The sequence below is a fragment of the Paraburkholderia sp. A3BS-1L genome, assembly GCF_051125215.1.
Taxonomy (GTDB): Bacteria; Pseudomonadota; Gammaproteobacteria; order Burkholderiales; family Burkholderiaceae; genus Paraburkholderia.
Window position 1 is genome coordinate 1,320,556 of the sequence record NZ_CP120443.1, and the last position, 23,557, is coordinate 1,344,112.

Genomic DNA, 23,557 nt, shown 5'->3' on the forward strand with positions numbered 1-23,557 from the left:
GGAGTGGAAGGGTTGCCGGCGGATGGTCCGGTTATTCGTGGTGGTTATGCGTCGCGGTTATTGAATGACACCGCGAGGCAGAAACACCAGGAAGTAGAACGCAAACCAGATCGCGGCCACGATGGCCGTGGCAATGCCGGCGAGCGCGAGCGCGCCGCATGGCCCGCGGCGCACGATCTCGTCGACTTGCTCGTGCTGCGCGGGCGCGCCCGGTTGTTGAGGGGCGGGTGTTTCGATCATCACGGCCTCAGCTTGAAGGTTCGCAACGGCGGCTCAAAAAAGCTCAGAACAGCGGCGCCGAGCGCAGCGCGTTCACTTCGCGCCCTGAAATCGGCGTGCCATGGTTGCCCCATGCCGTGCGGATATACGTGACCACGGCAGCCACTTCCTCGTCGGACAGCAACTGCGCGAACGGCGGCATGCCATAGGGCATCGGGTTCTTCTTCGTGCCCGGCGCATAGCCGCCGTTGAGCACCATGCGGATCGGGTTTACCGCCGAATTCATCTGGATCGACTGGTTGTTCGCGAGCGGCGGGAAATGCGGCAGCTTTCCCTGGCCTTCGGACGCGTGGCACGTGGCGCACTGCGCGTCGTAGATCTTCTTGCCTAGCGGCGAGAGACGGTTGGCTTCCTCGGTCACGAACTGGCTCTTGGGCGATTTGTCGACTTCGCCCGAATGGCCCGGCAGCGACTTCAGGTAGACGGCCACGGCGCGCACGTCGTCCTCGGTGAGGTACTGGAAGCTGTCGTAGACGACCTCGGCCATCGGCCCGTACACCGCGCCGCGATTCGAGACGCCCGCATGCAGCAGATCGACGATATCGCCGATGCTCCAGTCACCGAGGCCCGCTTCCTTGTTCGAGGTGAGCGAGGGCGCGTACCAGTTCTGCAGCGGAATCAGACCGCCCTGGAATTCCTTGGACGCGGTGTTGCCGCCGAGCGCGTTGATCTCCGTGTGGCACATCGTGCAATGCCCGAGACCTTCCACCAGATACGCGCCGCGATTCCATTCCACCGACTGCTTCGGATCGGGCTTGAACTCGCCCGAGCGGAAGAACAGCGCGCGCCAGCCGATCAGGAGTTGGCGCTGGTTATACGGAAAGCGCAGCGTATGCGCGCGATTGGGCTGATTGACCGCGGGCGTGGAAAGCAGGTACGCGTAGATCGCATCGGAGTCGGCGCGCGTGACCTTGGTGTACGACGCGAACGGCATCGCGGGATAGAGCAGCGTGCCATCGCGCGACTTGCCCTCGTGCAGCATGCGATAGAACTCGTCGGCGCTCCATGCGCCGATGCCGTATTGCTTGTCCGAGGAAATGTTCGGCGTATAGAGCGTACCGAACGGTGTTTCCATCGGGCGGCCGCCGCCGAACATCTTCTGCGAAGGCACCGTGTGGCACGCGACGCAGTCGCCCGCGCGCGCAAGATATTCGCCGCGCGCGAGCAATACGGCATTGCTTGCCACGGGCTTGGCATTGGCTATTGCCGTGGCGGCGGCAGCGCTTGCCGCATCCGCCGAATTGGCTACCGGCGCGCCGCTTTGCGCATGCGCGAACCCGGCGTACAGGAGCGTGGCGCTCAGCGCCAGCGTGCGGCTCGCGCGGGCGAGGTGCGCGGCCAGCGCGGGCTTTGGCGCGGGGACCGGCATCGTCGGGAAAATGGGCAAGAGGGATCGAAGTTTGCGCACGTCGAGGCCTCGGCTAGTTGTGGGCGCTGCCGCATGCGAGCGGCAAGGGCGCGGGCGCCGCGGGCGCTGGATTGGCGGGCGCGGACTGCGAGGCGAGCCAGGCGGCGATGGCCGTGATGTCGCGTTCGGCGAGACGCGAGGCGATGTCGTGCATGCAGTCCGGGGCGGCGGCTCGGCGCGTGCCGTAACGGAACGCGCCCAACTGCGCGCTGATGTAGTCGGCGTGCAGGCCCACGAGGCCGGGAATGGCGGGCTGCATGCCGGTGAGCGAGGCGCCGTGACAGGCCGCGCACGCGGGCACCTTGCGGTTGGGCGCGCCGTTCATGACGAGCGATTTGCCGAGCGCGAGCATGGCCGCATCGACCTTGGGCGCGGCGGGCGGCGGGTAAGGCGGGCGCTCGTGCGCGAAGAACTCGGCCATCTGCTTGAGATACGCATCGGGCAGATACGCGAGCAGATAGTTCATCGGCGGATAGCTGCGGCCGCCGTCGCGAAACGCGATGAGCTGGTTGTAGAGATAGCCGGCAGGCTTGCCGGCGAGGCGCGGAAAGTAGTCGTTGTCAGTGCCTTCGCCGTGCGCGCCGTGACATGCAGCGCAGCCCATCACGCGGGCTTGCATCGTGTCAGGCGCGGGTTCCGCGGGCGGGGCCGCGAACGACGCGGCGCACGGCAGCGCGAATGCCATGGCGCAGAGGACAACGCGGACGATGCGGTTTCTCAATGATTCCCTCGTTGCGGATTGTGGACGGCATGTACGGCACAAGCGCGATGCGATTCGATATCAGTTGAGGCGTCGACCGGCGTGGCGACTTGCGTTCCGGCGCGCATCCTCTTTGGGGACATTATCGTAAAAAAGCGCAATCTGTCGAGTGAACGTGTACAAATTATTTACAGAGGTTTATTCAAGCGATTTCTATATAAAAACGTTTGCTAACGCACCGATTCGTTGGCTGCATTGCGGCATGCGCTAATAAATATGGAATCCAAATTAATTTGCGCGAGTGCTTGCTTTTCGAAGAAGCGCTCGCGGGATTGATGGGTATGCCGATCGCCGAGCTGACACACCCGGTTGTCCGATGTCTTCGGAGCGCCGGCGAACCGCACGAATCCCCGCTGCTGAACGGGGCACGGCAGCAGGCGCTTGGTTGTCCGACGACGTATAATGAAACGAAATTCGCATTCGAAGGAGAGGACGATGGCCGAGTCGAGCGCCGCGCCCATACCCGCCCGCAGTCGCAATCTTGCGGAGCATGCCGTCAATTACATCAGCGAGCAGATCGCTTCGCGCACCTTGAAGCCCGGCGACAAGCTGCCGACCGAAAGCAGTCTCATGAGCACGCTGGGCGTGAGCCGCACCGTGGTGCGCGAGGCCATCTCGCGGCTGCAGGCTATGTCGGTGATCGAAACGCGCCATGGCATCGGCAGCTTCGTGCTGGAGCCGCGCCGCGAGCCGCTCGATCTCGAAGTCGTGCCCGCGAGCACGCTCAACGATCTGCTCTCGGTGCTGGAGTTGCGCATCAGCCTGGAAACGGAATGCGCGGGACTCGCGGCGCAGCGCGCGAGCGAGCGCGACCTCGCGAATATCCGCGCGGCACTCGATGCGATTTCGGTGGCCTCGCGCGCAGGCGGTGACAGCGCCGGCGCCGATCTGCAATTCCATGTCTCGGTGGCGCGCGCCACCGGCAATCGTTATTTCGTCGACATCCTCACGCAGATGGGCGCTGCGCTGATTCCACGCCATCGCATCGATTCGGCCGGCATCGCGCACAGCGATCCCAAGGCTTATGCCGAGCTCGTGAACCGCGAGCACGAGAGCATTTTCGACGCCATTGCAAGGCACGATTCCGAAAGCGCGCGCGCCGCGATGCGCATGCATCTGTCGAGCAGCAGGGAGCGGCTGCGGCGGGCTGCGGAGGGGGCTTGATACCGGCGTCCGCTGCTGATCTATATCGCAGTTAATTTGCCCGCCATTTCATCGGTTTACCTCGTGAGATGAGTCATCGTACAACGTGGGTAATTCAGCAACGCTCCGGGCTTGGCCCATGCGTCGTAATGTACAGGTTTCGGAGGAAAGGAGGGTAAACACCCCGTTGGGGTGATCGTACAACATCGCTAGAATGTCATCAGACAACGTACCACAATGCGCCTCATCGATGCCGATTCTCCGGCCGGGGCGCGAAGCGCGAAACTGGAGACAACTTCGATGTCCACTCTGCCCGACCACAACGAGGACCTGCTGGACTCCGCCAGCGCCAAGGTCAAGCGCCACGTCCTGCCGCTGTTCCTCATCATGTTCATCGCGAACTATATCGACCGCGTGAACGTGGGTTTCGCCGGCGCGCACATGAAGGCCGATATCGGTCTTTCGGCTGCGGCATACGGGCTGGGTGCGGGGCTGTTCTTTGTCGGCTACGCGCTCTTCGAAGTGCCGTCCAATATCCTCATGCAGAAGTACGGCGCGCGCGCCTGGCTCACGCGCATCATGGGCACGTGGGGCATTGTCGCGGCGTGCATGGCTTTCGTGCGCAACGACACCTCGTTCTACGCGCTGCGCTTTTTGCTCGGCATCGCGGAGGCGGGCTTCTTTCCGGGTGTCGTCTATTACTTCGCGCAGTGGCTGCCGCAGAAGGAACGCGGCAAGGCCGTGGCGATCTTTCTCGCGGGTTCGGCATTCGCCTCGGTGCTCTCCGGGCCGGTGACGGGCGCGCTGCTTTCGGTGCGCGGCCTCGGCCTCGCGGGCTGGCAGTGGATGTTCCTGATCGAAGGCGCGTTTTCCGTCCTGCTGTGCGGCGCGAGCTGGCTCATGCTGAAGTCGCGCATCCGCGACGCGCACTGGCTCTCCAGCGCCGAGCAGAGCGCGCTCGAAACCTGCATGGCGAAAGAGCAGGCTGAGCGCGTCGCCGTGACGGGCGCGCATGTGCCGGTCATGCGCCTGTTGCGCGACCCGCAGATCGTGCTGTTCTGCTTCCTCTATTTCGCGATCCAGTTGACGATCTACGCGGCCACCTTCTGGCTGCCCACCATCATTCGCAAAATGGGCGGCCTCACGGATTTCCAGGTGGGCCTGTACAACACCATTCCGTGGATGATCGCCATCGTCGCGATGTACTGCTTCGCGCTGCTCTCGGCGAAATACCGTTTTCAGCAGGCCTGGCTCGCCGTCGCGCTGGTGATTGCCGCGTGCGGCCTGTTCGCCTCGACCTCGGCGAATCCGGTGTTCTCGTTCGTCGCGATCTGTTTTTCGGCGATCGGCTTCAAGGCGGCATCGTCGCTGTTCTGGCCGATCCCGCAGGGCTACCTCGACACGCGCGTGGCGGCCGCCGTGATTGCGCTCATCAATTCGCTCGGCAATCTGGGCGGCTTCTTCGCGCCGGCCACGTTCGGCTATTTGCAGCAGCACACCGGCTCGATCGCGGGCGGGCTTTACGGTCTCGGCGTGACTTCGCTGATCGCCGCCGCGCTCGCGTTCCTCGCGCGCAACAAACCTTCGCGTCGCGCCTTTGGCGACGAGGCGCCGGTGCAGGGCGGCGCGCGGTGAGCCGGGCTTGCCGCGCGGGCCGATTCACGGATGCAGCGAAGCGCCCGGGCGCGCCCCCGGCGGTTTCCTGATGATCCGATTTGTCATGCTTGTCAGGCGCCATGTGGCGCCGCATTTCCAGAGGTAATGCTTCCATGTCTACACAGAACGTCCGGCCGAATATCGCGCCGAGCGCCACGCCCGTCGTGATCGAATTGCGCGTCGTGCCCGTCGCGGGCCGCGATAGCATGCTGATGAATCTCTCCGGCGCGCACGGCCCGTTCTTCACGCGCAACGTCGTACTGCTGCGCGACAGCGCGGGCAACACGGGGGTGGGCGAGGTGCCGGGCGGCGAGTCGATCCGCAAGACGCTCGACGATGCGCGCGCGCTCGTGGTCGGCCAGTCGATCGGCAATCTCCAGGCCGTGCTCAACGCCGTGCGCAAGCGGTTCGCCGACCGCGACGCAGGCGGCCGCGGCCTGCAGACCTTCGACCTGCGCACGACGATCCACGCCGTGACTGCGCTCGAAGCGGCGCTGCTCGACCTGCTCGGGCAGCATCTGAACGTTCCGCTGGCTGCGCTGCTGGGCGAAGGACAGCAGCGCAGCGAAGTGGAGATGCTCGGCTACCTGTTCTTCATCGGTGATCGCAACAAGACGGATCTGCCCTATGCTAGCGGCGCCGATGGCCGCAACGACTGGGAGCGCCTGCGCACCGAAGAGGCGATGACACCCGAGGCCATCGTGCGTCTTGCGCAGGCCGCGCAACAGCGCTACGGCTTCAACGACTTCAAGCTCAAGGGCGGGGTGCTGGCGGGCGATGCGGAAATGGAGGCGGTCACGGCGTTGGCCGAGCGTTTTCCGCAGGCGCGCGTGACGCTCGATCCGAACGGGGCGTGGTCGCTCGCAGAAGCGATTCGCCTGTGCCGCGACAAGCACGACGTGCTCGCCTATGCGGAAGACCCGTGCGGCGCGGAAAACGGCTATTCGGGCCGCGAGGTGATGGCCGAATTCCGCCGCGCGACGGGCCTGCCCACGGCCACCAACATGATCGCCACCGACTGGCGCCAGATGGGCCACGCGATTCAACTGCAATCGGTGGACATTCCGCTGGCGGACCCGCACTTCTGGACCATGCAGGGTTCGGTGCGCGTCGCGCAGTTGTGCAACGACTGGGGGCTCACGTGGGGCTCGCACTCGAACAATCACTTCGATATTTCGCTCGCGATGTTCACGCATGTGGCCGCCGCTGCGCCCGGCAAGATCACGGCGATCGACACGCACTGGATCTGGCAGGACGGTCAGCGCCTCACGCGCGAACCGCTCCGGATTGTGGGCGGCAAGGTGCAGGTGCCGCAGAAGCCCGGCCTCGGCATCGAGATCGACATGGACGCGCTTGAGCAGGCGCACGCGCTCTATCAGCAGCACGGACTCGGCGCCCGCGACGACGCCATTGCCATGCAATACCTCATCCCCAACTGGACCTTCGACAACAAGCGTCCGTGTCTCGTGCGCTGAGCGCCGCGTGCTTTAAGGTTCGGCTTTAATGCCCGGCCGGGTCGCTGAACAGATCGAAGTTGGCCTGGTCGGGAGCTTGCGCCGCGGCGTCGCCTTGCGCGACGTTGCGCTTGCGCCGCGTACCTTGTCGTGAACGCTTTTGCTGGCGCGGCTTGCCGAACAAATCCTCCGGCGTGAAGCCGAATTCGGCGATGGCGGCGCGCGCGGCCGCCAGCGCTTCTTGAGCCGCCTCCGCGCGCATCGCTTCGATGCGCGCGTCCAGTGCGCGTTTTTCGGCGAGCAATTCGAGGTAGGTAGCCATCTGCGGTGTTGTCGAATGGTGTGAAAGGAGCGCCAGATTTTACGCGAAATGCGGTGCGAGGCATGGAGCTTGCTGCACGCATCGCCTTTCGTGCTCACACCATCGGACTTCCCGCATGATTGCATTGCATTTGCTGATCCGGCGCCGGCTCGTCGCCGCTGCATTGTGTCCGCTTTTCATGACAACCGGTTGCGCGTGGTTCGGCCCGCATCTGCTGCGTACCGACCAGGTCGATTACGAACGCGCGCTCGGCGACGCGAAAAAGCGCGAGATGCTCGCAACCGTCGTGGGTCTGCGCTTCGGCGATTCGCCATCGTTCGTGGCGGTGAGCCAGATCATCGCCTCGTACACGTTCGAAGCGAGCGCGGGCGTGCTCGCCGAGGGCGGATCGAGTGCCGCCGGCACGAGTTTCGGCCAGGCCAGCGCGAGCGCCTCGTATTCGAATCATCCGACCTTCACGTTCGTGCCCACCACGGGCGAGGCGCTCGCTACCGGCTATATCCGCCCCCTGCCGCCCGAGTTGCTGCTGCCGCTCGCCGATAGCGGCGTGCCCGTCGACGTGCTGCTGCGCCTTTCGGTGCAATCGATCGGCGGGCTGCAGAATGCCGCGCCGCTCGGCGGCCCCGAAAGCGACGGGAGCCCCGGCTTCTTTGCGCTGTTGCGCGCGCTGCGCCGCCTGCAACTCGCGGGGCAGCTCACCGTGAACTACAAGCAGGGCGCGCACGACCGCTCGGCGCAGGTGACGATGACGCTCGGCAGCGACGCCGCGCCGCCCGGCACGGCCAGGGACCTCGCCGAAGTGCGCCGGCTGCTGCGGCTCTTGCCTGCCATGCGCGAATATGCGGTGATGTATGGCCCCGCGTCGGGCAACGGACGCACCATCAACATGGTGACGAGATCGGTGATGGGCATCCTGACCAACCTCGGCGCTCAGATCGCGGTGCCCGAAGACGACGTCAAGCGCGGTGCCACCGTTCCGACCGTGCATCTCGTCGGCGGAGAGACGCGGCCCACCGTCGTCGTGCATGTGGGCAAGAAGCCGCCGCCCGATGCCTACGCAGCGGTCGTCTATCACAACGCCACCTACTGGATCGACAACGACGACTTCGATTCGAAGTACGCGCTGACGGTGTTGCAGAACGTCATCGCGCTCGCGCAGGCCAATCAGGATCAGAAGGCGCCGATACTCACGGTGCCGGCGGGCTAGGGGCGCGTTGCCGATATCGACGTGCGGGCGGGCGCTCACAGATACGCGGCAAGCAGCGCCGTCACGAGCGCGGCAACCGCCATCAGCAGCGCCGCGAGCCAGAACGGGCCGCGCCGGGGCGCCTGCGCCGTTGCGGGCAGGCGCTTCGCGCCCGTCACCATCGGGCCGATCAGATTGTGGCGCTTGACGAGCGCATAGGCCGCGATCGCGCAAACGTGCAGTACGATCGCCGCGGCCAGCACGTCCCATCCCCAGGCGTGGATCGCAGCGATTGCGTTCGCAACGGCGGCGGGGACGACTTCGGAGAGCGGGCCTTCGTCGGCGATATCGTTGTAGTCGTAGAGGCCGGAGAGCGTCTCGGCGAACAGCAGCGCGAGCAGTAGCAGCACCATCCAGCCGCCTGCTGCGTTGTGGCCGACCTGCACGTCGGGCTCGCGGCGCGAGAAATGACGCAAATGTCGCCACGCGGCCATCGGCGTCGCGACAAAGCGGGCAAAGCGCGCGGTCTCGCTGCCGAAGCAGCCCCAAAGCAAACGGAACAGCACGAGCGCGAGCAGCATCTCGCCCGCACGCACGTGCAGCTGCATCCAATTCATGCGCTGCGAGACATAAGCGACGGCCACGAGCAGGACGGTCAGCCAGTGAAAGAGCCGCACCGGCAGGTCCCAAACGCGAATACGGCGCGCGGGCGAAGCGCCGGGCTCAGGCGAGGCATGCGGTCCGGCATCCATGTCATTTCCTCTGCGTTGCGGCTCGCGCGCGAGGGCGCTTTCGGCCATACTTGCGCCAGCTTGACCCGACCTCGAACTGCAAAGCCGATGAACAAGAACCGACTCGAAGCGTTCAGCGATGGCGTGCTCGCCATCATCATCACCATCATGGTGCTGGAACTCAAGGTGCCGCATGGCGAGGACCTCGCGGCACTTGTGCCGCTGTGGCCGACCGTGCTCAGCTATATCCTGAGCTTCATGTATGTCGGCATCTATTGGAACAATCATCATCACATGCTGCACGCCTCGAGCAGCGTGAACGGTGCGGTGCTGTGGACGAATCTGCATCTGCTGTTCTGGCTTTCGCTGCTGCCGTTCACGACCGGGTGGATGGGCGAAAACCATTTCGGGCGCTGGCCGACCATGCTCTACGGCTTGAATTTGCTGCTCTGCGCGCTCGCCTACGTGATGCTCCAGGGCACGCTGGTGCGCCATCACGGTGCGCAAAGCGCGCTCGCGCAGGCATTGCGGCACGACCTGAAGGGCAAGGCCTCGGTGGCGGGATATGTGCTGGGGATGATACTGGCGGCGCTGGGGTGGCCGCATGTCGGCACGCTGTTCTTCGCAGCGATGGCATTGCTGTGGTTCGTGCCGGACCGCCGCATGGAGCGGCTCGTGATGGCCGCGCACGAAGCGCCGAAAGAATAAAAGAACGGGTCCGGTTCAGAAGACCGGGCCCGTTCTTTCCGCGCTGCAGGCCGATGAATTAGCTGGCCATATGCTTGCGTTGCGCGAGTTCCTTCGCCTTGGCGATGTCCGCCTGAATCACGGGCAGGCCTTCGGTCGCCACCTTCTTCAGACCCGCATCGCGGCCCTGGGCAATTTCCGCCTGGAAGGCCGACAGCGCTTTTTGCTGGCCGCCCAGCGCCACTTGCTCGATATATGCCTTGTCGAAATCGGCGCCGCGCAGATTCTTGATGCTGTCGAGCACCGCAGTATCAGGGTCGTTGCGCGGTACATCCACGCCGCGCGGGCTCGCGGCGCGCATTGCGTTAGAGAGCTTGGTGTAGTCGGCGACGATCTGATCGGCAAAGGCCTTCACTTCGCGGTCGCTCGAACGCGAATTGGCAATTCGCGCGGCGTCGCGTTGCGTGGCGACGGTTTGCGTGCCGTCCGCGATGAACGCCTTGTCGGAGCCATGGAGCTTTTCTCCGGCCGCCGCCGCATTGGTTGTAGCGGTCATAGCGGTCGTGCCGGTAGAGCTGGCCGCGGCGGCGGTGGCCGTATTGGTTGCGGCAGTGCCGGCGGGCGCCGTGGTCTGGGCCTGAGCGCCCAGCGAAAGGACAAGCAGGCCGGCAGCGGATGCAGTGGCGAGCGAAGCAAGCGAGAGGCGAGACATACGAACTCCTTTCGTGAATTATCGGTTTCGCAAACGAGGCCCAGTGCAATGCGAGGTGCATGTACTGCGCGAGGCAACGTTCGCGACCGCTGTGCGAGTGTGTTGCGCAACGGTCAGATGAATTCTAGAAAGGCTCGATGCGTACAGGTGAAACCAGGTGAAACGATGGCGTCGCTTCTGTAACGGTTGGTAAAGGCGCTGGGATTCGCGTGCAGGTAGCACGCGAATCATCGTGATGTCACAGGCATCGTGCAGGAGCCGCTTTCACATCATCGAAGCATGATCAAGGCAGCGAAATCGTGAGATTGGCCGATTGCGGCCCGAGCTTGACGATGTTCGTATAAGGCGTGAGTGCGCGCACCGTGCTATCACGCAGCCAGGTGTTGAGGCCCGTCCACGCGAGTATGCCGACGAGCGCGAACACGGCGCCGATGGCCCAGAGCGGCACCTCGCGCTTGAGGCGGTGCGCGATGAGATCGGGCAGCGCCCAATGCGGCGCGAACGCGGCGCGCTTGCCCTTCATGTGAGCGATCTCGTCGCCGATGCGCGCGGTGAGGTACGCGAGCTTCTCGGGCCCTTCGAGCATGTACTTGCCCTGGAAGCCCAGCAGCAGACACATGTGAAAGACCTCGAGCGATTGCAGCCGTGCCGCGCCCTGGGCGCGGCATTCCTCGAGGTACTGGAAGAACTTCTCGCCCGCGAGCTGCTCGCCGAATAGCGAAAGCTGCAGCGGCTTGCGCTCCCAGTCCGAGCGGATCTTGAACGGCGAGGAGAGCACCGACTCGTCCACGGCTGCGCAGAATGCGAACTTCGCTGCATACACATCTTCGGCTGCGATATTGAGCTTTTTCGCTCCGCGCTCGAAGTCGCCGAGAAACTGCTGCACGCGCGAGCCGAAGTCGCTCGCGCTGCCGGGCTCGCGGCCGTTCTTCAGCAGGAACAGCATGAAGAAGCCGTCGTACAGCAGGTCGAGCAGCGAGCGCGCCTGGTACGCAGGCTCGCTCGCGGGCATCGCAGGGGCAGGCGAGGCGGAAGACGGCGGGGTCGCGCCGCCGAACAGGGAAGGCGCGTTCGTCATGACGTCACCGCAATGAGTTCGAGTTTGAGATCGTTGATGCCCGACGGCGTGTAGACCGTGGCCGACTGTGCCTGGATCATGCGCTCATAGAGCGCGCCGCGCGACTCCAGCGCGAAGTAGCATGCGCCCGGGCGCACCGGAATGGCCGGCGGCACCTGCGGCGTATAGACGAGGCGCACGCCGGGCATGGCGGAGAGCACGAACTTGTCGACGTCGTCGGGCGCGCCCACCTTGAAGCGCGCGGGCACGGCTTCGACGAGATCGACCGCGGGCATGTCGGCGGAAACGGCCAGATAGAACGTGGTTTTATCGTCGATCTTGCCCGAATCGAGACGGCCGACGTGGAACGACGCGCGCACTTCGTCGAGCGTGATCGCAAAGTACTGCGTAGAGATTACCGTCTCCAGCAGGTCGCGCAAAATGGCGTCGAGACGTGCGAAGCCCGGGCCCGGATCGTCGTGACGATAGGCGGGCAGGTCGGCGAGCGTGTGGTTTTTCGAGAACGTGAGCAACTGGCCCGCGAGGCGCAGCAGTTCCTGGAAGAGCCGCTCAGGATGGAGGGCCGCGTGCTGGTACAGATGCGCGAGCGTCGCGAATGCGCCGCTTGCCGTATGCAACAGCCAGAACGATGCGATGTCGCCCGAGCGGAACTCGATGATGTTCTTGGTGGGCTCGCGATGAAAGCCGTAGAGCGCATTGACCTTGGCCTGCAAGGCGTCGATCAGGCGGCGCAGGCGCTGATGCAGAAGCGCCGACGCTTCGATCGCGAGGCTCGGCGGCACGAAGCTCTCGTCGGCCTCGAAACCCGAGGACGCCGTGCGCCGCACGCGCACGACCGGCACCGTCAGCAACTGGTCGCGCGGCTCGGTGTGCGCGACGAGCCTGACGTTGTTCTTGAGGAACGTGACGTCGGCCTGCGCGGCATCCGTATAGTGATCGGCCACGCTCGCCTGCTCGCTCACGTAGCGCGCCGCGAAGCCGGCGTCGCGGTCGACCGAGTAATTCGAGCCGTTCTCGCGCACCTGATGCAGCGCGAGATAGAACGTGAATTCGTTGAGCCCTTCGGGCAACGCGTCGAGCGCGACGGGCGGCGGCGGGCTGTCGGCCTGCGGCGCGGAGTACAGCGTGCCGTCGGGAAACACAAGCGAGAGTTCGTTCAGGCGCAGGATGTTGCTGCCGAGCGAATCGTGGTCGATGCGGACCGAGCGCACGCCCCAGTTATATGGCTGCATGGCCTGGATCGACTCGAAGAGCCGCGCTTCGTGATAGGCGTCTTGCCGCTGGAAGTGCTGCGGCCTCAGAAAGAGGCCTTCCCCCCATAGCACTTTCGAGGAATAGCTCATGTTGATTCAGCGTTATGCGTCGATCGAGTCTCGCCGCGTGCGTGCCGACGGACTGGATGGGTTAAGGTGGTTCGTTTCCATCGCGTTCCCTATAGCGTTCCAAATGCCCGCTATTAGAGCCGCTTGTTCTTTGCTTCCGGCACGCTTTAATGCGACCGCGGGCGCCGATTTATCCACAAGTCACCGAAGAGAGCAGATTGAGCGTTTGCGTCGATTGCCCCGCGCCCGTCGGAATTACCGTGCCGCTCGTAACCGTCATGGCACAGTTGTGCAGGCCGACCATTATGCCGGATTTCTCCGATTTCGCCGGATCAAATGCGAACTTCCAACGTTCCATTGCGGGATCGCGAAATAGCGCGACGATCCCGAATGCCTGCGCTTCACGCGAGACCTTTTCGGTCGCGCTATAGCGCTGCCCCGGGATCAGCGTGATTTCACGCACGTTCAGCAAGTCGGCGCCCAAAGTGCTTTTTTCCTTCGCGGGATCGGTAAATGTGTCAAAAGGTGCCTGCTCGAACGAGGTCGGGTCCTTCAGCGTGTAGAGGCGCACTACTAATGCAAGCGGCTTGTTGTCGTTCGCCGCATTTAGATTGCGCGCGGCATAAAGCGTGAGGCCGAGATCGCGCGGCGGCTTCTGGCTGTCCGGCACCTCAGGCTTGCCCACTCCGGCGAGTTGCAGGGCGGCCGAGGCCGCGCCGCCAATGGCGGGAATGGCCGCTGCACAACCGCCCAGCAAGACGGCAGCGGCGCACAGCGCCGCTGCATTCGATGCGAATTGAATAATATGCGAAGTCATTTTTATCGCGGGCGCTCGGCCCGTGCTCTCCTGCTGCGTTAATATGCCCGGCGCCGGTAATGCCTGGCGCATTGCGCGGCATTAACCCCGTGATGCCTCGATTATTTAATGTGCAGAAAAATTTTCCTGCGCATACCCCAGTGTCCAATGATGTGCCCGGTATTTTTTTCTCGCTTTGCACGCCGCTTATAGTCGGCGTCACAATTTCAGTGCGATTGTCAATTCCCTCGTTTTTAAAACACCGTTAAACTGCCTTGAAAATAACAAAATTGGCCTGTACTATACGGCGCGCTGGGGGATAAGTAAAACTCTGGCTTCTCTCCCTGAATTAAAATTAATCGACGAACGGCGGTGAAAGAACGATGAAAAAGCGGGTCTTTTCGAGGCTAACGGGGGTAGTGATCGCTTGCGGTGTAATCGCTGGTTGCGCTTCCCAGAGCAACTCTCTTTCGGCATCGCCCGAGGCCTTCAACAAGGCGCTTGCGGACGCGGACACGCTTTCGAAGGGGGGGAGCCAGGACCAGGCTATCGCAGCCTATCAAAAGCTCGCTGCGGCCGACCCCACGCGTGAAGAGCCGTGGTCGCGCATCGCGCAGATCCAGTTCCAGCAGCAGCATTACGGGCAGGCCATCGTCGCTGCGCAGGAAGCCCTGCAGCGCGACCAGACCGACCGCGCCGCGAAGAGCGTGCTCGCCGTGGCGGGTCTGCGCGTGGCCACGCAATCGCTGGGCGAGCTGCGCCAGGACGCCTCGCTGCAAGGCGATGCGAAGACCGACGCCCAGGCGCTCGCCAAGGAGCTGCGCGACACGCTTGGCGAGGACGCACTGTTCCCGCCCGACCAGAACGCGAAAGTCGTGAAGAAAAAGAGGTACGTCCGCCACGTTTCGAAAACCGCGCCCAAAACCGGTGTCGTGGCCGAGGTTGCAGCACCGGCGGCGACCGCGCCTGCGACGCCTGCCGCGGCAGCGGCGCCCGCCAAGGCGGCCGGCAACGGCGCGGACCCGTTCAGCGCGCTGCGCTAAACCGCCCATAACACCACTCGCTAACGCGAGCACAACGAAGCTCGTAACGGAAGCAGGGAGCCGTCGATGGCAAAGAAAGAAAGCATTCAGAAGCGCTTGGGGAAAGTGCGGCCGCCGCGCGTCCAGCTGACCTACGAGGTTGAGCGTGGCGACGCGATCGAAGTGAAGGAACTGCCGTTCGTCGTCGGGGTGATGGGCGATCTGGCCGGTCAATCGGAAATCGAGCAGCCGAAGCTGCGCGACCGCAAGTTCATCAATATCGACCGCGATAACTTCGACGACGTGATGAAGGGCATCGAGCCGCGCGCCGCGTATCAGGTGGAAAACCGCCTGAGCGGCGAGGGCGGCAAGTTCGCCGTCGACCTGCGCTTCAAATCGATGGCGGACTTCAATCCGGACGAGGTCGTCGCCCAGGTCGAGCCGCTGCGCCGCCTGCTCGAGGCGCGCTCGAAGCTCGCGGACCTGCGCAACAAGCTCGCCGGCAACGACAAGCTCGAAGACCTGCTGAGCGAAGTGCTCTCCAATACGCAGCAATTGCAGGCGCTGGCGGAGAACGCGGGCCAGCGTTCTGCAGAAGACGAGCCCAAGGGCGAATGAGGCAGGGGACAACATGAACCAGCAAAGCACAGCGGCACAGCAGTCGCAAGCGCAGTCGGCCGACGACGAAGCCTCGCCGTCGCTGCTCGACGAGATCGTCGAGAAAAGCAAGGTCGCGAAGTCCGACTCGGAGCACGCGCGCGCAAAGGATCTGATCGGCGAGCTCGTGCACCAGGTGCTCGACGGCACCGTGGTCGTGTCCGACAATCTTTCGGCCACCATCGACGCCCGCGTGGCCGAGCTCGACCGCCTCATCTCGGCGCAGTTGAGCGCCGTGATGCACGCGCCGGAATTCCAGCGCCTCGAAAGCACCTGGCGCGGCCTCGACTATCTGTGCAAGGAAAGCAACACCGGCCAGACCATCAAGATCAAGGCGCTGCACGCGCCCAAGCGCGATATCGTGCGTGACTTCAAGACCGCCGTGGAATTCGACCAGAGCGCGCTCTTCAAGAAGGTTTATGAAGAAGAGTTCGGCACCTTCGGCGGCGCGCCGTTCGGCACGCTGATCGGCGATTTCGAAATTACCCGCCAGCCCGAGGACATGTATTTCATCGAGCAGATGTCGCATGTCGCGTCGGCCGCGCACGCACCGTTCATCTGCTCGGCTTCGCCCGAGCTGATGGGCCTCGAATCGTTTGCCGACCTTGGCAAGCCGCGCGATCTCGGCAAGGTGTTCGACACCGTCGAGTACGCGAAGTGGAAGTCGTTCCGTGACGCCGAGGATTCGCGCTACGTGGGCCTCACACTGCCGCGCTTTCTGGGCCGCCTGCCGTTCAACCCGAAGGACGGCGCCACGGCCGAGGGCTTCAACTTCGTCGAAGAAGTCGATGGCACCGACCACAGCAAGTACCTCTGGTGCAATGCAGCCTGGGCCTTCGCGGCGCGCCTCACGGACGCGTTCGACGAATTCGGCTGGTGCGCGGCGATCCGCGGCGTGGAAGGCGGCGGTCTCGTGCAGGACCTGCCCACCCATACGTTCAAGACCGACGACGGCGAAATCGCGCTCAAGTGCCCGACCGAAATCGCGATCACGGACCGCCGCGAGAAGGAGCTGAGCGACCTCGGCTTCATCCCGCTCGTGCATTGCAAGAATTCCGACTACGCCGCGTTCTTTGCCGCGCAATCGGTGCAGAAGGCAAAAAAATACAGCACCGATAGTGCGAACGCGAATGCCGTGCTGTCCGCCCAGCTTCAGTACATCTTCTCGGTGTCGCGCGTGGCGCACTACCTGAAGGCGATGATGCGCGACAAGATCGGCAGCTTCGCCTCGGCACAAAATGTCGAGGTGTTCCTGAACCGCTGGATTTCGCAATACGTGCTGCTCGACGACAACGCGACGCAGGAGCAGAAGGCACAGTTCCCGTTGCGCGAAGCGTCGATCCAGGTCGCGGAAATTCCGGGGCGTCCGGGCTCGTACCGGTCGGTCGCGTTCCTGCGTCCGCATTTCCAGCTCGACGAGCTGTCGATTTCGCTGCGGCTCGTGGCAGATCTGCCGAAGCCGGCTAATTCGTAGCAGCGCGTAGAAGCACGTAAAACTGCGTAGAGCCGCGCGTAAAACTGCGGTACAAACCACCTCTATGGGGAGCGATGCGTTATGAAGGATATCTATCTAAAATTCGGAAATCCGGCGATCAAGGGCGAGTCGCAGGACAAGGACCATGCGAACTGGATCGAAATCGACACGTGGAATCACTCGATCCTGCAGCCGCGCTCGGCGACGGCTTCGACCGCAGGCGGCCACACGTCGGAGCGCTGCGAGCATGCCGACATGTGCTTCACGAAGGACATCGACGTGGTCAGCCCGCTGCTGTATCAGCACGCTTCGGGCGGCACGACGTTTGACGAAGTCACGATCGACTTCATGCGCTCGGACGGCGAAGGCAACCGCATCAAGTACCTCGAAATCAAGCTCAAGTACGTGATCATTTCGAGCATCACGCCGTCGGTTGCCGGCGAAGGGCTGCCGAGCGAAGCGTTCTCGCTCAAGTATGCCGCCGTGCAATGGAAGTACACGCAGCAGAAGATCGGCGGCAACCAGGGCGGGAATGCTCAGGGTGCGTGGAGCCTCACGAAGAACGACAAGACCTACGCGGTCTGATGTCCCGGACCAACGTCCGGATTTGATGTCCGAAAGCCCGAACGGCGTGCAGTGCGCGCCGTTCGGGCGTTGCCTTATATGACGCCGGAACGGCGTCACCCGGTTTGATGAAGCGCTTCGAACCTAGTTTCTTCGACAAGTTGTTCGACGACGAACCGCACGTGCCGGCGCCCGCCGCCATGCGGCAATTGTCGCTGGACGAGCTCAAGGCGACCGTCGCGCGCGATCTAGAGTCGATCCTGAACACGCGCATTGCATTTTCGGAGGAAGACCTCGGGCAATTTCCGGAATGCACCCGATCCTTGCTGACTTATGGGCTGAATGATTTTGCCGGGCTCAGTCTGGCGAGCCACTGCGATCGCACCTTTATTTGCGGCTCGATCCGTCGGGCCATCGAGCGGCACGAGCCGCGTTTGCAGAGTGTTAACGTGAGGCTCGAGACGAATTCGCGCTCGACCAGCTCGCTGAATTTCGTTATTCAGGCGATGCTGGTCGTTCACCCGGCCGAAGAGCCAGTCAATTTCGATGCATTGCTGCAGCCCTCCACGCTGCAGTATTCCGTAACGCGCGCACGCGCTAAGACATAAGGCAGCAATGGCCGGCGCTGCGTGATCACGCGGCAGGCATTTTTTGGGGAGCGGGGAGCCGCGATGGAAGAGTTGTTGCCATATTACGAGCGCGAGCTGTCGTTCCTGCGACGCTATTCGTGCGAATTCGCCCAGCGCTACCCGAAGATCGCAGCCCGGCTCGCGATGACGGGCGAGCACTGCGAAGACCCGCACGTCGAACGCATGATCGAGTCGTTCGCGCTGCTGGGCGCGCGCATCAACAAGCGTCTCGACGACGATTACCCCGAATTCACCGAGGCGCTGCTCGAAGTCCTTTATCCGCATTATCTGCGGCCTTTTCCCTCGTGCTCGATCGCACAGCTCGGCACCGCTGCTTCATTCGTCAATCTCACTGCGCCCACGGTGGTCGAGCGCGGCACCGAGCTCAAATCGCGGCCCTTGCGCGGCGTGCAGTGCCGCTTTCGCACCGCTTATGACGTCATGCTCGCGCCGGTGCGCATTGCCGAGGCGCGCTACATGCCCGTGGCGATGGCGCCTGCCTCCATCGTGCTGCCAGGCGACGCCAGCGGTGTCATTTCGATCACGTTCGAGTCGCTCTCGCCGCAACTCGACCTCGTCAGTTTGAACCTGCCGCAATTGCGCACCTATCTACACGGCGAGCAATCGTTCATTGCCGCGCTCGGCGACTGTCTGTTCGTGAATGCGCTGGGGGCATGGGTCGAGCCCGAGCGCAGCGGACGCTGGAGCGCGCTGCGCGAGATGCCGTTCAGCCAGGCGGGCTTTGCCGAACACGACGCGCTCATCGACTTTCCCGCGAGATCGCATCCGGCCTACCGCGTGCTCACCGAGTACTTCGCGTTTCCGGCCAAATTCGATTTCGTCGATTTCGATCTTGCCGCCATGAGCGCCGCCACGGGCCACTGCCAGCGTCTCACGCTGCACATCGTGCTCAAGGACGTGCGTGGCGACTCGCACGAGGCGCGTCTGCTCGACACGCTCGCGGCCCATCATCTGCGGCTCTTCTGCACGCCGGTCGTGAATCTCTTCAAGCAGCCCGGCGAGCCGATTCGCCTGAGCCATCAGGCGATTGCATATCCGGTGATTGCCGAGGGGCGCCGCGCGTTCGCCTACGAGGTTTATTCGATCGATTCCGTGAAGCTCGTGCAGCAGCGCGCCAATGAGGAATCGGTCGTGGAATTCCGGCCATTCTATTCGCTGCGCCACGGCGAGGCCGCGCGCGCGGGCCATTACTGGTTCGCGCGCCGCGACGAATGGGTAGCGCAAAAGAGTCCAGGTTACGAAACCGAAATATCGATCGTCGACATCGACTTCGATCCGTCGGCGGAGCAGACTGACACGCTGAGCCTGGCGCTCACCTGCACCAACCGCGATCTGCCCGGGGGCCTCGCGGTGGGGCTCGAAGGCGGGGACCTGTTTCAAGAGGGCGGCTCGCAAACGAGCCCGATCACGCTGCTCGCGCGACCCACGCCATGCGTGCGCTTCGAACGCCGCCAGGCCGCGCACTGGCGTCTGATCTCGCATCTTTCGCTCAGTCACGTGTCGCTCGCGAGCGAGGGTGCCACCACGCTCAAGGAAATGCTCACGCTCTACGACATGCGCCGTTCGGCGGTTTCGTCGCGGCACATCGACGGCATCGTGAACGTAGAGCAGCGCGCTGCCGTGCAATGGCTACCCGGCAAGCCGTTCGCCACCTTCGTGCGCGGCGTGGAAATTCGCGTGACCGTGCAGGAGGAGCATTTCGTCGGCACGAGCCTCGGCACCTTCGCACGCGTGCTCGACGTATTTTTCGGGCTCTATGTGCATATCAACAGCTTTATTCAACTGGTGGTGATTTCGGAACTCACCGGCGAGGAGATCCTGCGATGCAAGCCCCGCAGCGGCGAATCGATCCTGGTGTAATCGAGCGTCTGCTCGACGAGCCGCACCGCTTCGAGTTTTTCCAGGCGGTGCGCCTGCTCGAACGCTGGTTTGCCGACAAGGCGCAAGACCGCCAGCGCGACGTGCTCGGGCAGCGCGTGACGTTTCGCAATACGCTCTCACTCGGCTTTCCGCCCAGCGAGATCGAGCAGGCCATGTCGTACGACGAAGCGGGGCGTCCTCTCGCGGAAAAAGCCGCGCGCACGGCAGCGCTCGAGGAAGGCAAGCTGGAGCAGGTCGCCATCACACCTGCGTTTTTTGGCCTGCTGGGCGCGCACGGTGCGCTGCCGCTCCATTACACGGAGCAGATCGTTGCGCGCGAGCAGGTCAAGCGCGAGCGCGCCGCGCGCGAGTTCTTCGACGTATTTTCCAATCGCGCGACGGCACTCTTTTACGCAGCGTGGAAAAAGTACCGTCTGCCGTTTCATTACGAACTCGACCGCGACGAGCGCTATTTGCCGTTGCTGCTCGCGCTCGCGGGCGTGGCCAACGGAGACTCGCGCGACAGTCTGCGCGACGGCCATGATGGCCCAGGCGCGCTATTCGACGAGGCCATTGCCGGGCACGCGATTGCCGCGCGCCATCGGCCTGTGTCGGCGGCGTATCTGCAGAACACGCTCTCCGATTATTTCAATGCGCCGGTTCGCGTCGAGCAGTTCGTCGGCAAATGGTACGACGTGCCGCCCGAGCAGCTTTCCTCACTCGGCACAAGCAATGTCGTGCTCGGTGCGACCGCGCTCGCTGGCGAGCGCGTCTGGCAGCGCGACATGCGCGCGCGTCTCGTGATCGGGCCGCTGACAAAAAAGGATTACGAAGCATTCTTGCCTGGCGGCGAGCGTGCCATGGCGCTCGAACGCATGCTCATGCTGCTCGGGCGCATGACCCTCGAGTACGAAGTGCAGCTGGTGCTGCGCCGCTCGGACGTGGGCGCGAGCCAGCTAGGCGCGGGCTCGCGGCTGGGCTGGGACGCGTTCCTCTGCACCCACGAAGCCGATCGCGACCGCAGCGATGCACACTACGAATTGCATGTCACCCAATGACGATTGACCGGAATCACGCCTCCTCCGACTTCACGACATGAGCACGCCCCTTAAAACCCTGATTACCAAGCTCAACACGACTAGCCGCCTGGCGGCCGAGCGGGCGGCCAGTTCATGCCTGTCTCGCGGGCATTACGAAGTCGATCTCGAGCATCTGTTTTTGGCGCTGCTCGAAGAGCCTGCGTCCGATCTCGTGCGTGCGTTGCGAGCGTCGCGCATCGATCCGCATGCGGTGCGCGCCGATCTTGAGCGCGAATTGCAGCGCTTCAAGACGGGCAATGCGCGCACACCGGTGTTCTCGCCGCATCTGGTTGCGTTGTTCGAGCAGGCGTGGTTGATTGCTTCGCTCGATACGCAAATCGGCCGCATCCGCTCGGGCCATTTGCTGCTCGCGCTGTTGAGCGCGCCGGATCTCGCGCAATTCGCGCAACGCATGTCCACGCGCCTTGCCGGCGTGCCGGGGGCCGAACTCAAGCATCGCTTCGACGAGTTGACCGAAGGGTCGGTGGAAGGTGTGCCGCGAGATGCCGAACGCAACACGGCGCAAGACGCCGCCGCATCGGGCGATGCCCCGGCGCAGGCGAGTGCCGGCCCCTCGAAGACGCCGGCGCTCGACACCTATACGACCGATCTCACGCAGCGTGCGCGAGACGGCCATGTGGATCCGGTGATCGGCCGCGAAGGCGAGATCCGCCAGACCATCGACATCCTGATGCGCCGCCGCCAGAACAATCCGATCCTCACGGGCGAGCCGGGCGTCGGCAAGACCGCGGTGGTCGAAGGGCTCGCGCTGCGCATCGCCGAGGGTGACGTGCCGGAGCCATTGCGCAAGGTTGCGCTGCGCATGCTCGACATGGGCCTGTTGCAGGCTGGCGCGAGCGTGAAGGGCGAGTTCGAAAACCGCCTGAAAAGCGTGATCGACGAGGTGAAAAGGAGCTCGCAGCCCATCGTGCTGTTCATCGACGAAGCGCACACGATCATCGGCGCGGGCGGCCAGGCGGGCCAGAACGATGCGGCCAACCTGCTGAAGCCCGCGCTCGCGCGCGGCGAATTGCGCACGATCGCGGCCACGACCTGGAGCGAGTACAAGAAGTACTTCGAAAAGGATGCGGCGCTTGCGCGGCGCTTCCAGGTGGTGAAGATCGAAGAGCCCGGCGAGGCGCTCGCGGCGGCGATGCTGCGCGGCATGACGAGTCTCATGGAGCGCCACTTCAACGTGCACATTCTCGACGAGGCCATTACCGAAGCCGTGCGCCTTTCTCATCGCTACATCAGCGCCCGCCAATTGCCCGACAAGGCCGTGAGCGTGCTCGACACCGCGTGCGCGAAGGTCGCGCTCGCGCATAGCTCGACACCCGGCGCGATCGACGACGGCAAGCGCCGCATCGAACGCATCGAGGCCGAGATCGCGGCGCTCGAACGCGAAGCGGCCAACGGTGCCGAGCACGACGAACGCCTCGGCGAATTGCGCGCGCAGCGCGACGAGGCCGCGGCTGCCGTTGCCGAGGATGAGGCGCGCTACGCGAAGGAGCGCGAACTGGTCGCGCGGATCTCGGCGCTGCGCGGCCGCATCGACGCGACACGGGAAGCGGGCGCTCAAGACAATGCAAACGACAGCGTCGCGGACCTCGGCCGCGACGCCGATGCCGCACGCGCGGATCTGCCCGCGCTCGTCGAGCAGTTGCATACGCTGCAGGGCGACGGACCGATGGTGCCGCTCCAGGTGGACGCGCACGTGGTGGCCGAAGTGGTGGCGTCGTGGACCGGCATTCCGCTGGGCCGCATGGTGAAGGACGAAATCAAGACCGTGCTCAACCTGAGCCCGCTGCTCGGCGAGCGCGTGATCGGCCAGGACCACGCGCTCGAGGCGATCGCACAGCGCGTGCGCACGGCGAACGCGAACCTCGAAGACCCCAACAAGCCGCGCGGCGTGTTCATGTTCGTGGGTCCCTCCGGTGTGGGCAAGACCGAAACCGCGCTCGCGCTCGCCGATATCCTCTATGGCGGCGAACGCAAGCTCGTGACCATCAACATGAGCGAGTACCAGGAGGCCCATAGCGTCTCGGGCCTGAAGGGCTCGCCGCCGGGCTATGTGGGTTACGGCGAAGGCGGCGTGCTCACCGAGGCCGTGCGCCGCAATCCGTATTCGGTCGTGCTGCTCGACGAGGTCGAGAAGGCGCACCCCGACGTGCTGGAAATGTTCTTCCAGATCTTCGACAAAGGCACGATGGACGACGCTGAAGGGCGCGCCATAGATTTCCGCAATACGCTCATCATCCTGACTTCGAACGTGGGCTCGACCGCCGTGATGCAGGCATGCCTGAACAAGCCAGCCGAGGAATTGCCGGACGCCGATGCGCTCGCCGAATTGTTGCGGCCGCAACTTTACAAGACGTTCAAGTCCGCGTTCCTCGGGCGCATGAAAGTCGTTCCGTACTATCCAATCTCCGACGACGTTCTCGCCGAGATCATCGAACTCAAGCTCGAACGCATTCGCCGGCGCATCGAGGTCAATCACGGCGCCGCCTTCGAGTGGGACGACTCGCTCGTGGAAGCGGTGCTGGCCCGCTGCACCGAAGTGGACTCGGGAGCGCGCAATGTCGACCACATCCTGAACGGCACGCTGCTGCCCGAGCTGGCGCAGCACGTGCTCGAACGCATTGCGCAGGGTACCGCACTCGCGAGCGTGGCAGTGCGCGCGAATGAGGCCGGCGAATTCGAATACACCGTGAATTGAC

General features: G+C 63.9%; 22 protein-coding genes. 13 read left to right on the forward strand and 9 right to left on the reverse strand.

Annotated features, from left to right (window positions below; translation table 11 throughout):
• Window positions 1-57: 57 nt before the first annotated feature.
• From P5W99_RS21180 to P5W99_RS21190, 3 genes are read right to left on the reverse strand one after another with little or no spacing between them, the layout of a single operon-like run.
• Window positions 58-240 (reverse strand): hypothetical protein, encoded by a 183-nt coding sequence (locus P5W99_RS21180; RefSeq protein ID WP_245004715.1) that lies wholly within the window; start codon window positions 238-240, stop codon window positions 58-60.
• Between the two features lie 43 nt (window positions 241-283).
• The gene (locus tag P5W99_RS21185) at window positions 284-1,648 is read right to left on the reverse strand and encodes a c-type cytochrome (protein WP_434664461.1); all 1,365 of its coding nucleotides are present in this window, start codon (window positions 1,646-1,648) and stop codon (window positions 284-286) included.
• Window positions 1,649-1,700: 52 nt separating this feature from the next.
• Entirely contained in the window at window positions 1,701-2,372 is a 672-nt protein-coding gene (locus P5W99_RS21190; RefSeq protein WP_421026998.1) for a c-type cytochrome, read from the reverse strand.
• A 510-nt stretch (window positions 2,373-2,882) separates the two neighbouring features.
• Between P5W99_RS21190 and P5W99_RS21195 the strand changes: the two genes are divergently transcribed.
• The 3 genes from P5W99_RS21195 to gudD all read left to right on the forward strand — a co-directional run bounded on the left by P5W99_RS21195 (window position 2,883) and on the right by gudD (window position 6,721).
• Complete coding sequence (locus P5W99_RS21195) at window positions 2,883-3,611, forward strand: FadR/GntR family transcriptional regulator (RefSeq protein ID WP_434662800.1); 729 nt, start codon at window positions 2,883-2,885, stop codon at window positions 3,609-3,611.
• Window positions 3,612-3,890: 279 nt separating this feature from the next.
• On the forward strand, window positions 3,891-5,225 hold the full coding sequence (locus P5W99_RS21200; protein WP_421025371.1) for an MFS transporter: 1,335 nt from the start codon (window positions 3,891-3,893) through the stop codon (window positions 5,223-5,225).
• 134 nt (window positions 5,226-5,359) lie between these two features.
• Window positions 5,360-6,721, forward strand: a complete 1,362-nt coding sequence (gene gudD / locus P5W99_RS21205) for a glucarate dehydratase (protein WP_421025372.1) — start codon at window positions 5,360-5,362, stop codon at window positions 6,719-6,721.
• Window positions 6,722-6,746: 25 nt separating this feature from the next.
• Here the strand turns inward: gudD and P5W99_RS21210 are convergent, their stop codons facing one another.
• The gene (locus P5W99_RS21210) at window positions 6,747-7,022 is read right to left on the reverse strand and encodes an H-NS histone family protein (RefSeq protein ID WP_421025373.1); all 276 of its coding nucleotides are present in this window, start codon (window positions 7,020-7,022) and stop codon (window positions 6,747-6,749) included.
• A 133-nt stretch (window positions 7,023-7,155) separates the two neighbouring features.
• On the opposite strand from P5W99_RS21210, the gene P5W99_RS21215 reads away from it, so the two are divergent.
• Window positions 7,156-8,229, forward strand: a complete 1,074-nt coding sequence (locus P5W99_RS21215) for a hypothetical protein (RefSeq protein ID WP_421026999.1) — start codon at window positions 7,156-7,158, stop codon at window positions 8,227-8,229.
• Between the two features lie 35 nt (window positions 8,230-8,264).
• On the opposite strand, the gene P5W99_RS21220 is transcribed toward P5W99_RS21215, so the two are convergent.
• Window positions 8,265-8,960 carry a cytochrome b/b6 domain-containing protein gene (locus tag P5W99_RS21220; protein ID WP_421025374.1) on the reverse strand — a complete coding sequence of 232 codons (696 nt, stop codon included), beginning with the start codon at window positions 8,958-8,960 and terminating at the stop codon, window positions 8,265-8,267.
• Window positions 8,961-9,047: 87 nt separating this feature from the next.
• Between P5W99_RS21220 and P5W99_RS21225 the strand changes: the two genes are divergently transcribed.
• Window positions 9,048-9,647 carry a TMEM175 family protein gene (locus P5W99_RS21225; RefSeq protein ID WP_421025375.1) on the forward strand — a complete coding sequence of 200 codons (600 nt, stop codon included), beginning with the start codon at window positions 9,048-9,050 and terminating at the stop codon, window positions 9,645-9,647.
• A gap of 58 nt (window positions 9,648-9,705) precedes the next feature.
• Here the strand turns inward: P5W99_RS21225 and P5W99_RS21230 are convergent, their stop codons facing one another.
• The 4 genes from P5W99_RS21230 to tssJ form a co-directional block, all read right to left on the reverse strand.
• Window positions 9,706-10,338 carry a DUF4142 domain-containing protein gene (locus P5W99_RS21230; RefSeq protein ID WP_421025376.1) on the reverse strand — a complete coding sequence of 211 codons (633 nt, stop codon included), beginning with the start codon at window positions 10,336-10,338 and terminating at the stop codon, window positions 9,706-9,708.
• A gap of 283 nt (window positions 10,339-10,621) precedes the next feature.
• Window positions 10,622-11,416, reverse strand: a complete 795-nt coding sequence (icmH, locus tag P5W99_RS21235) for a type IVB secretion system protein IcmH/DotU (RefSeq protein WP_421025377.1) — start codon at window positions 11,414-11,416, stop codon at window positions 10,622-10,624.
• Window positions 11,413-12,759 (reverse strand): type VI secretion system baseplate subunit TssK, encoded by a 1,347-nt coding sequence (gene tssK, locus P5W99_RS21240; protein WP_421025378.1) that lies wholly within the window; start codon window positions 12,757-12,759, stop codon window positions 11,413-11,415. Before tssK ends, icmH begins: the two co-directional genes overlap by 4 nt.
• A 169-nt stretch (window positions 12,760-12,928) precedes the next feature.
• Window positions 12,929-13,555: a type VI secretion system lipoprotein TssJ gene (tssJ, locus tag P5W99_RS21245; RefSeq protein ID WP_421027000.1), complete on the reverse strand. Its 627-nt coding sequence runs from the start codon at window positions 13,553-13,555 to the stop codon at window positions 12,929-12,931.
• Window positions 13,556-13,917: 362 nt separating this feature from the next.
• Between tssJ and P5W99_RS21250 the strand changes: the two genes are divergently transcribed.
• The 8 genes from P5W99_RS21250 to tssH all read left to right on the forward strand — a co-directional run bounded on the left by P5W99_RS21250 (window position 13,918) and on the right by tssH (window position 23,556).
• Window positions 13,918-14,577, forward strand: coding sequence for a hypothetical protein (locus P5W99_RS21250; protein ID WP_421025379.1), 660 nt, complete (start codon window positions 13,918-13,920; stop codon window positions 14,575-14,577).
• Window positions 14,578-14,643: 66 nt separating this feature from the next.
• Window positions 14,644-15,174: a type VI secretion system contractile sheath small subunit gene (tssB, locus tag P5W99_RS21255; RefSeq protein WP_434662808.1), complete on the forward strand. Its 531-nt coding sequence runs from the start codon at window positions 14,644-14,646 to the stop codon at window positions 15,172-15,174.
• A gap of 13 nt (window positions 15,175-15,187) precedes the next feature.
• Complete coding sequence (gene tssC / locus P5W99_RS21260; RefSeq protein ID WP_421025381.1) at window positions 15,188-16,687, forward strand: type VI secretion system contractile sheath large subunit; 1,500 nt, start codon at window positions 15,188-15,190, stop codon at window positions 16,685-16,687.
• An 81-nt stretch (window positions 16,688-16,768) separates the two neighbouring features.
• Window positions 16,769-17,272 carry an Hcp family type VI secretion system effector gene (locus P5W99_RS21265; protein ID WP_175196036.1) on the forward strand — a complete coding sequence of 168 codons (504 nt, stop codon included), beginning with the start codon at window positions 16,769-16,771 and terminating at the stop codon, window positions 17,270-17,272.
• A gap of 107 nt (window positions 17,273-17,379) precedes the next feature.
• Window positions 17,380-17,859 carry a type VI secretion system baseplate subunit TssE gene (gene tssE / locus P5W99_RS21270; RefSeq protein WP_421025382.1) on the forward strand — a complete coding sequence of 160 codons (480 nt, stop codon included), beginning with the start codon at window positions 17,380-17,382 and terminating at the stop codon, window positions 17,857-17,859.
• Between the two features lie 63 nt (window positions 17,860-17,922).
• Window positions 17,923-19,761: a type VI secretion system baseplate subunit TssF gene (gene tssF / locus P5W99_RS21275; RefSeq protein WP_434662813.1), complete on the forward strand. Its 1,839-nt coding sequence runs from the start codon at window positions 17,923-17,925 to the stop codon at window positions 19,759-19,761.
• Entirely contained in the window at window positions 19,725-20,819 is a 1,095-nt protein-coding gene (gene tssG / locus P5W99_RS21280) for a type VI secretion system baseplate subunit TssG (RefSeq protein ID WP_421025384.1), read from the forward strand. Before tssF ends, tssG begins: the two co-directional genes overlap by 37 nt.
• A gap of 37 nt (window positions 20,820-20,856) precedes the next feature.
• Window positions 20,857-23,556 carry a type VI secretion system ATPase TssH gene (gene tssH, locus P5W99_RS21285; protein ID WP_421025385.1) on the forward strand — a complete coding sequence of 900 codons (2,700 nt, stop codon included), beginning with the start codon at window positions 20,857-20,859 and terminating at the stop codon, window positions 23,554-23,556.
• Window position 23,557 lies beyond the last annotated feature (1 nt).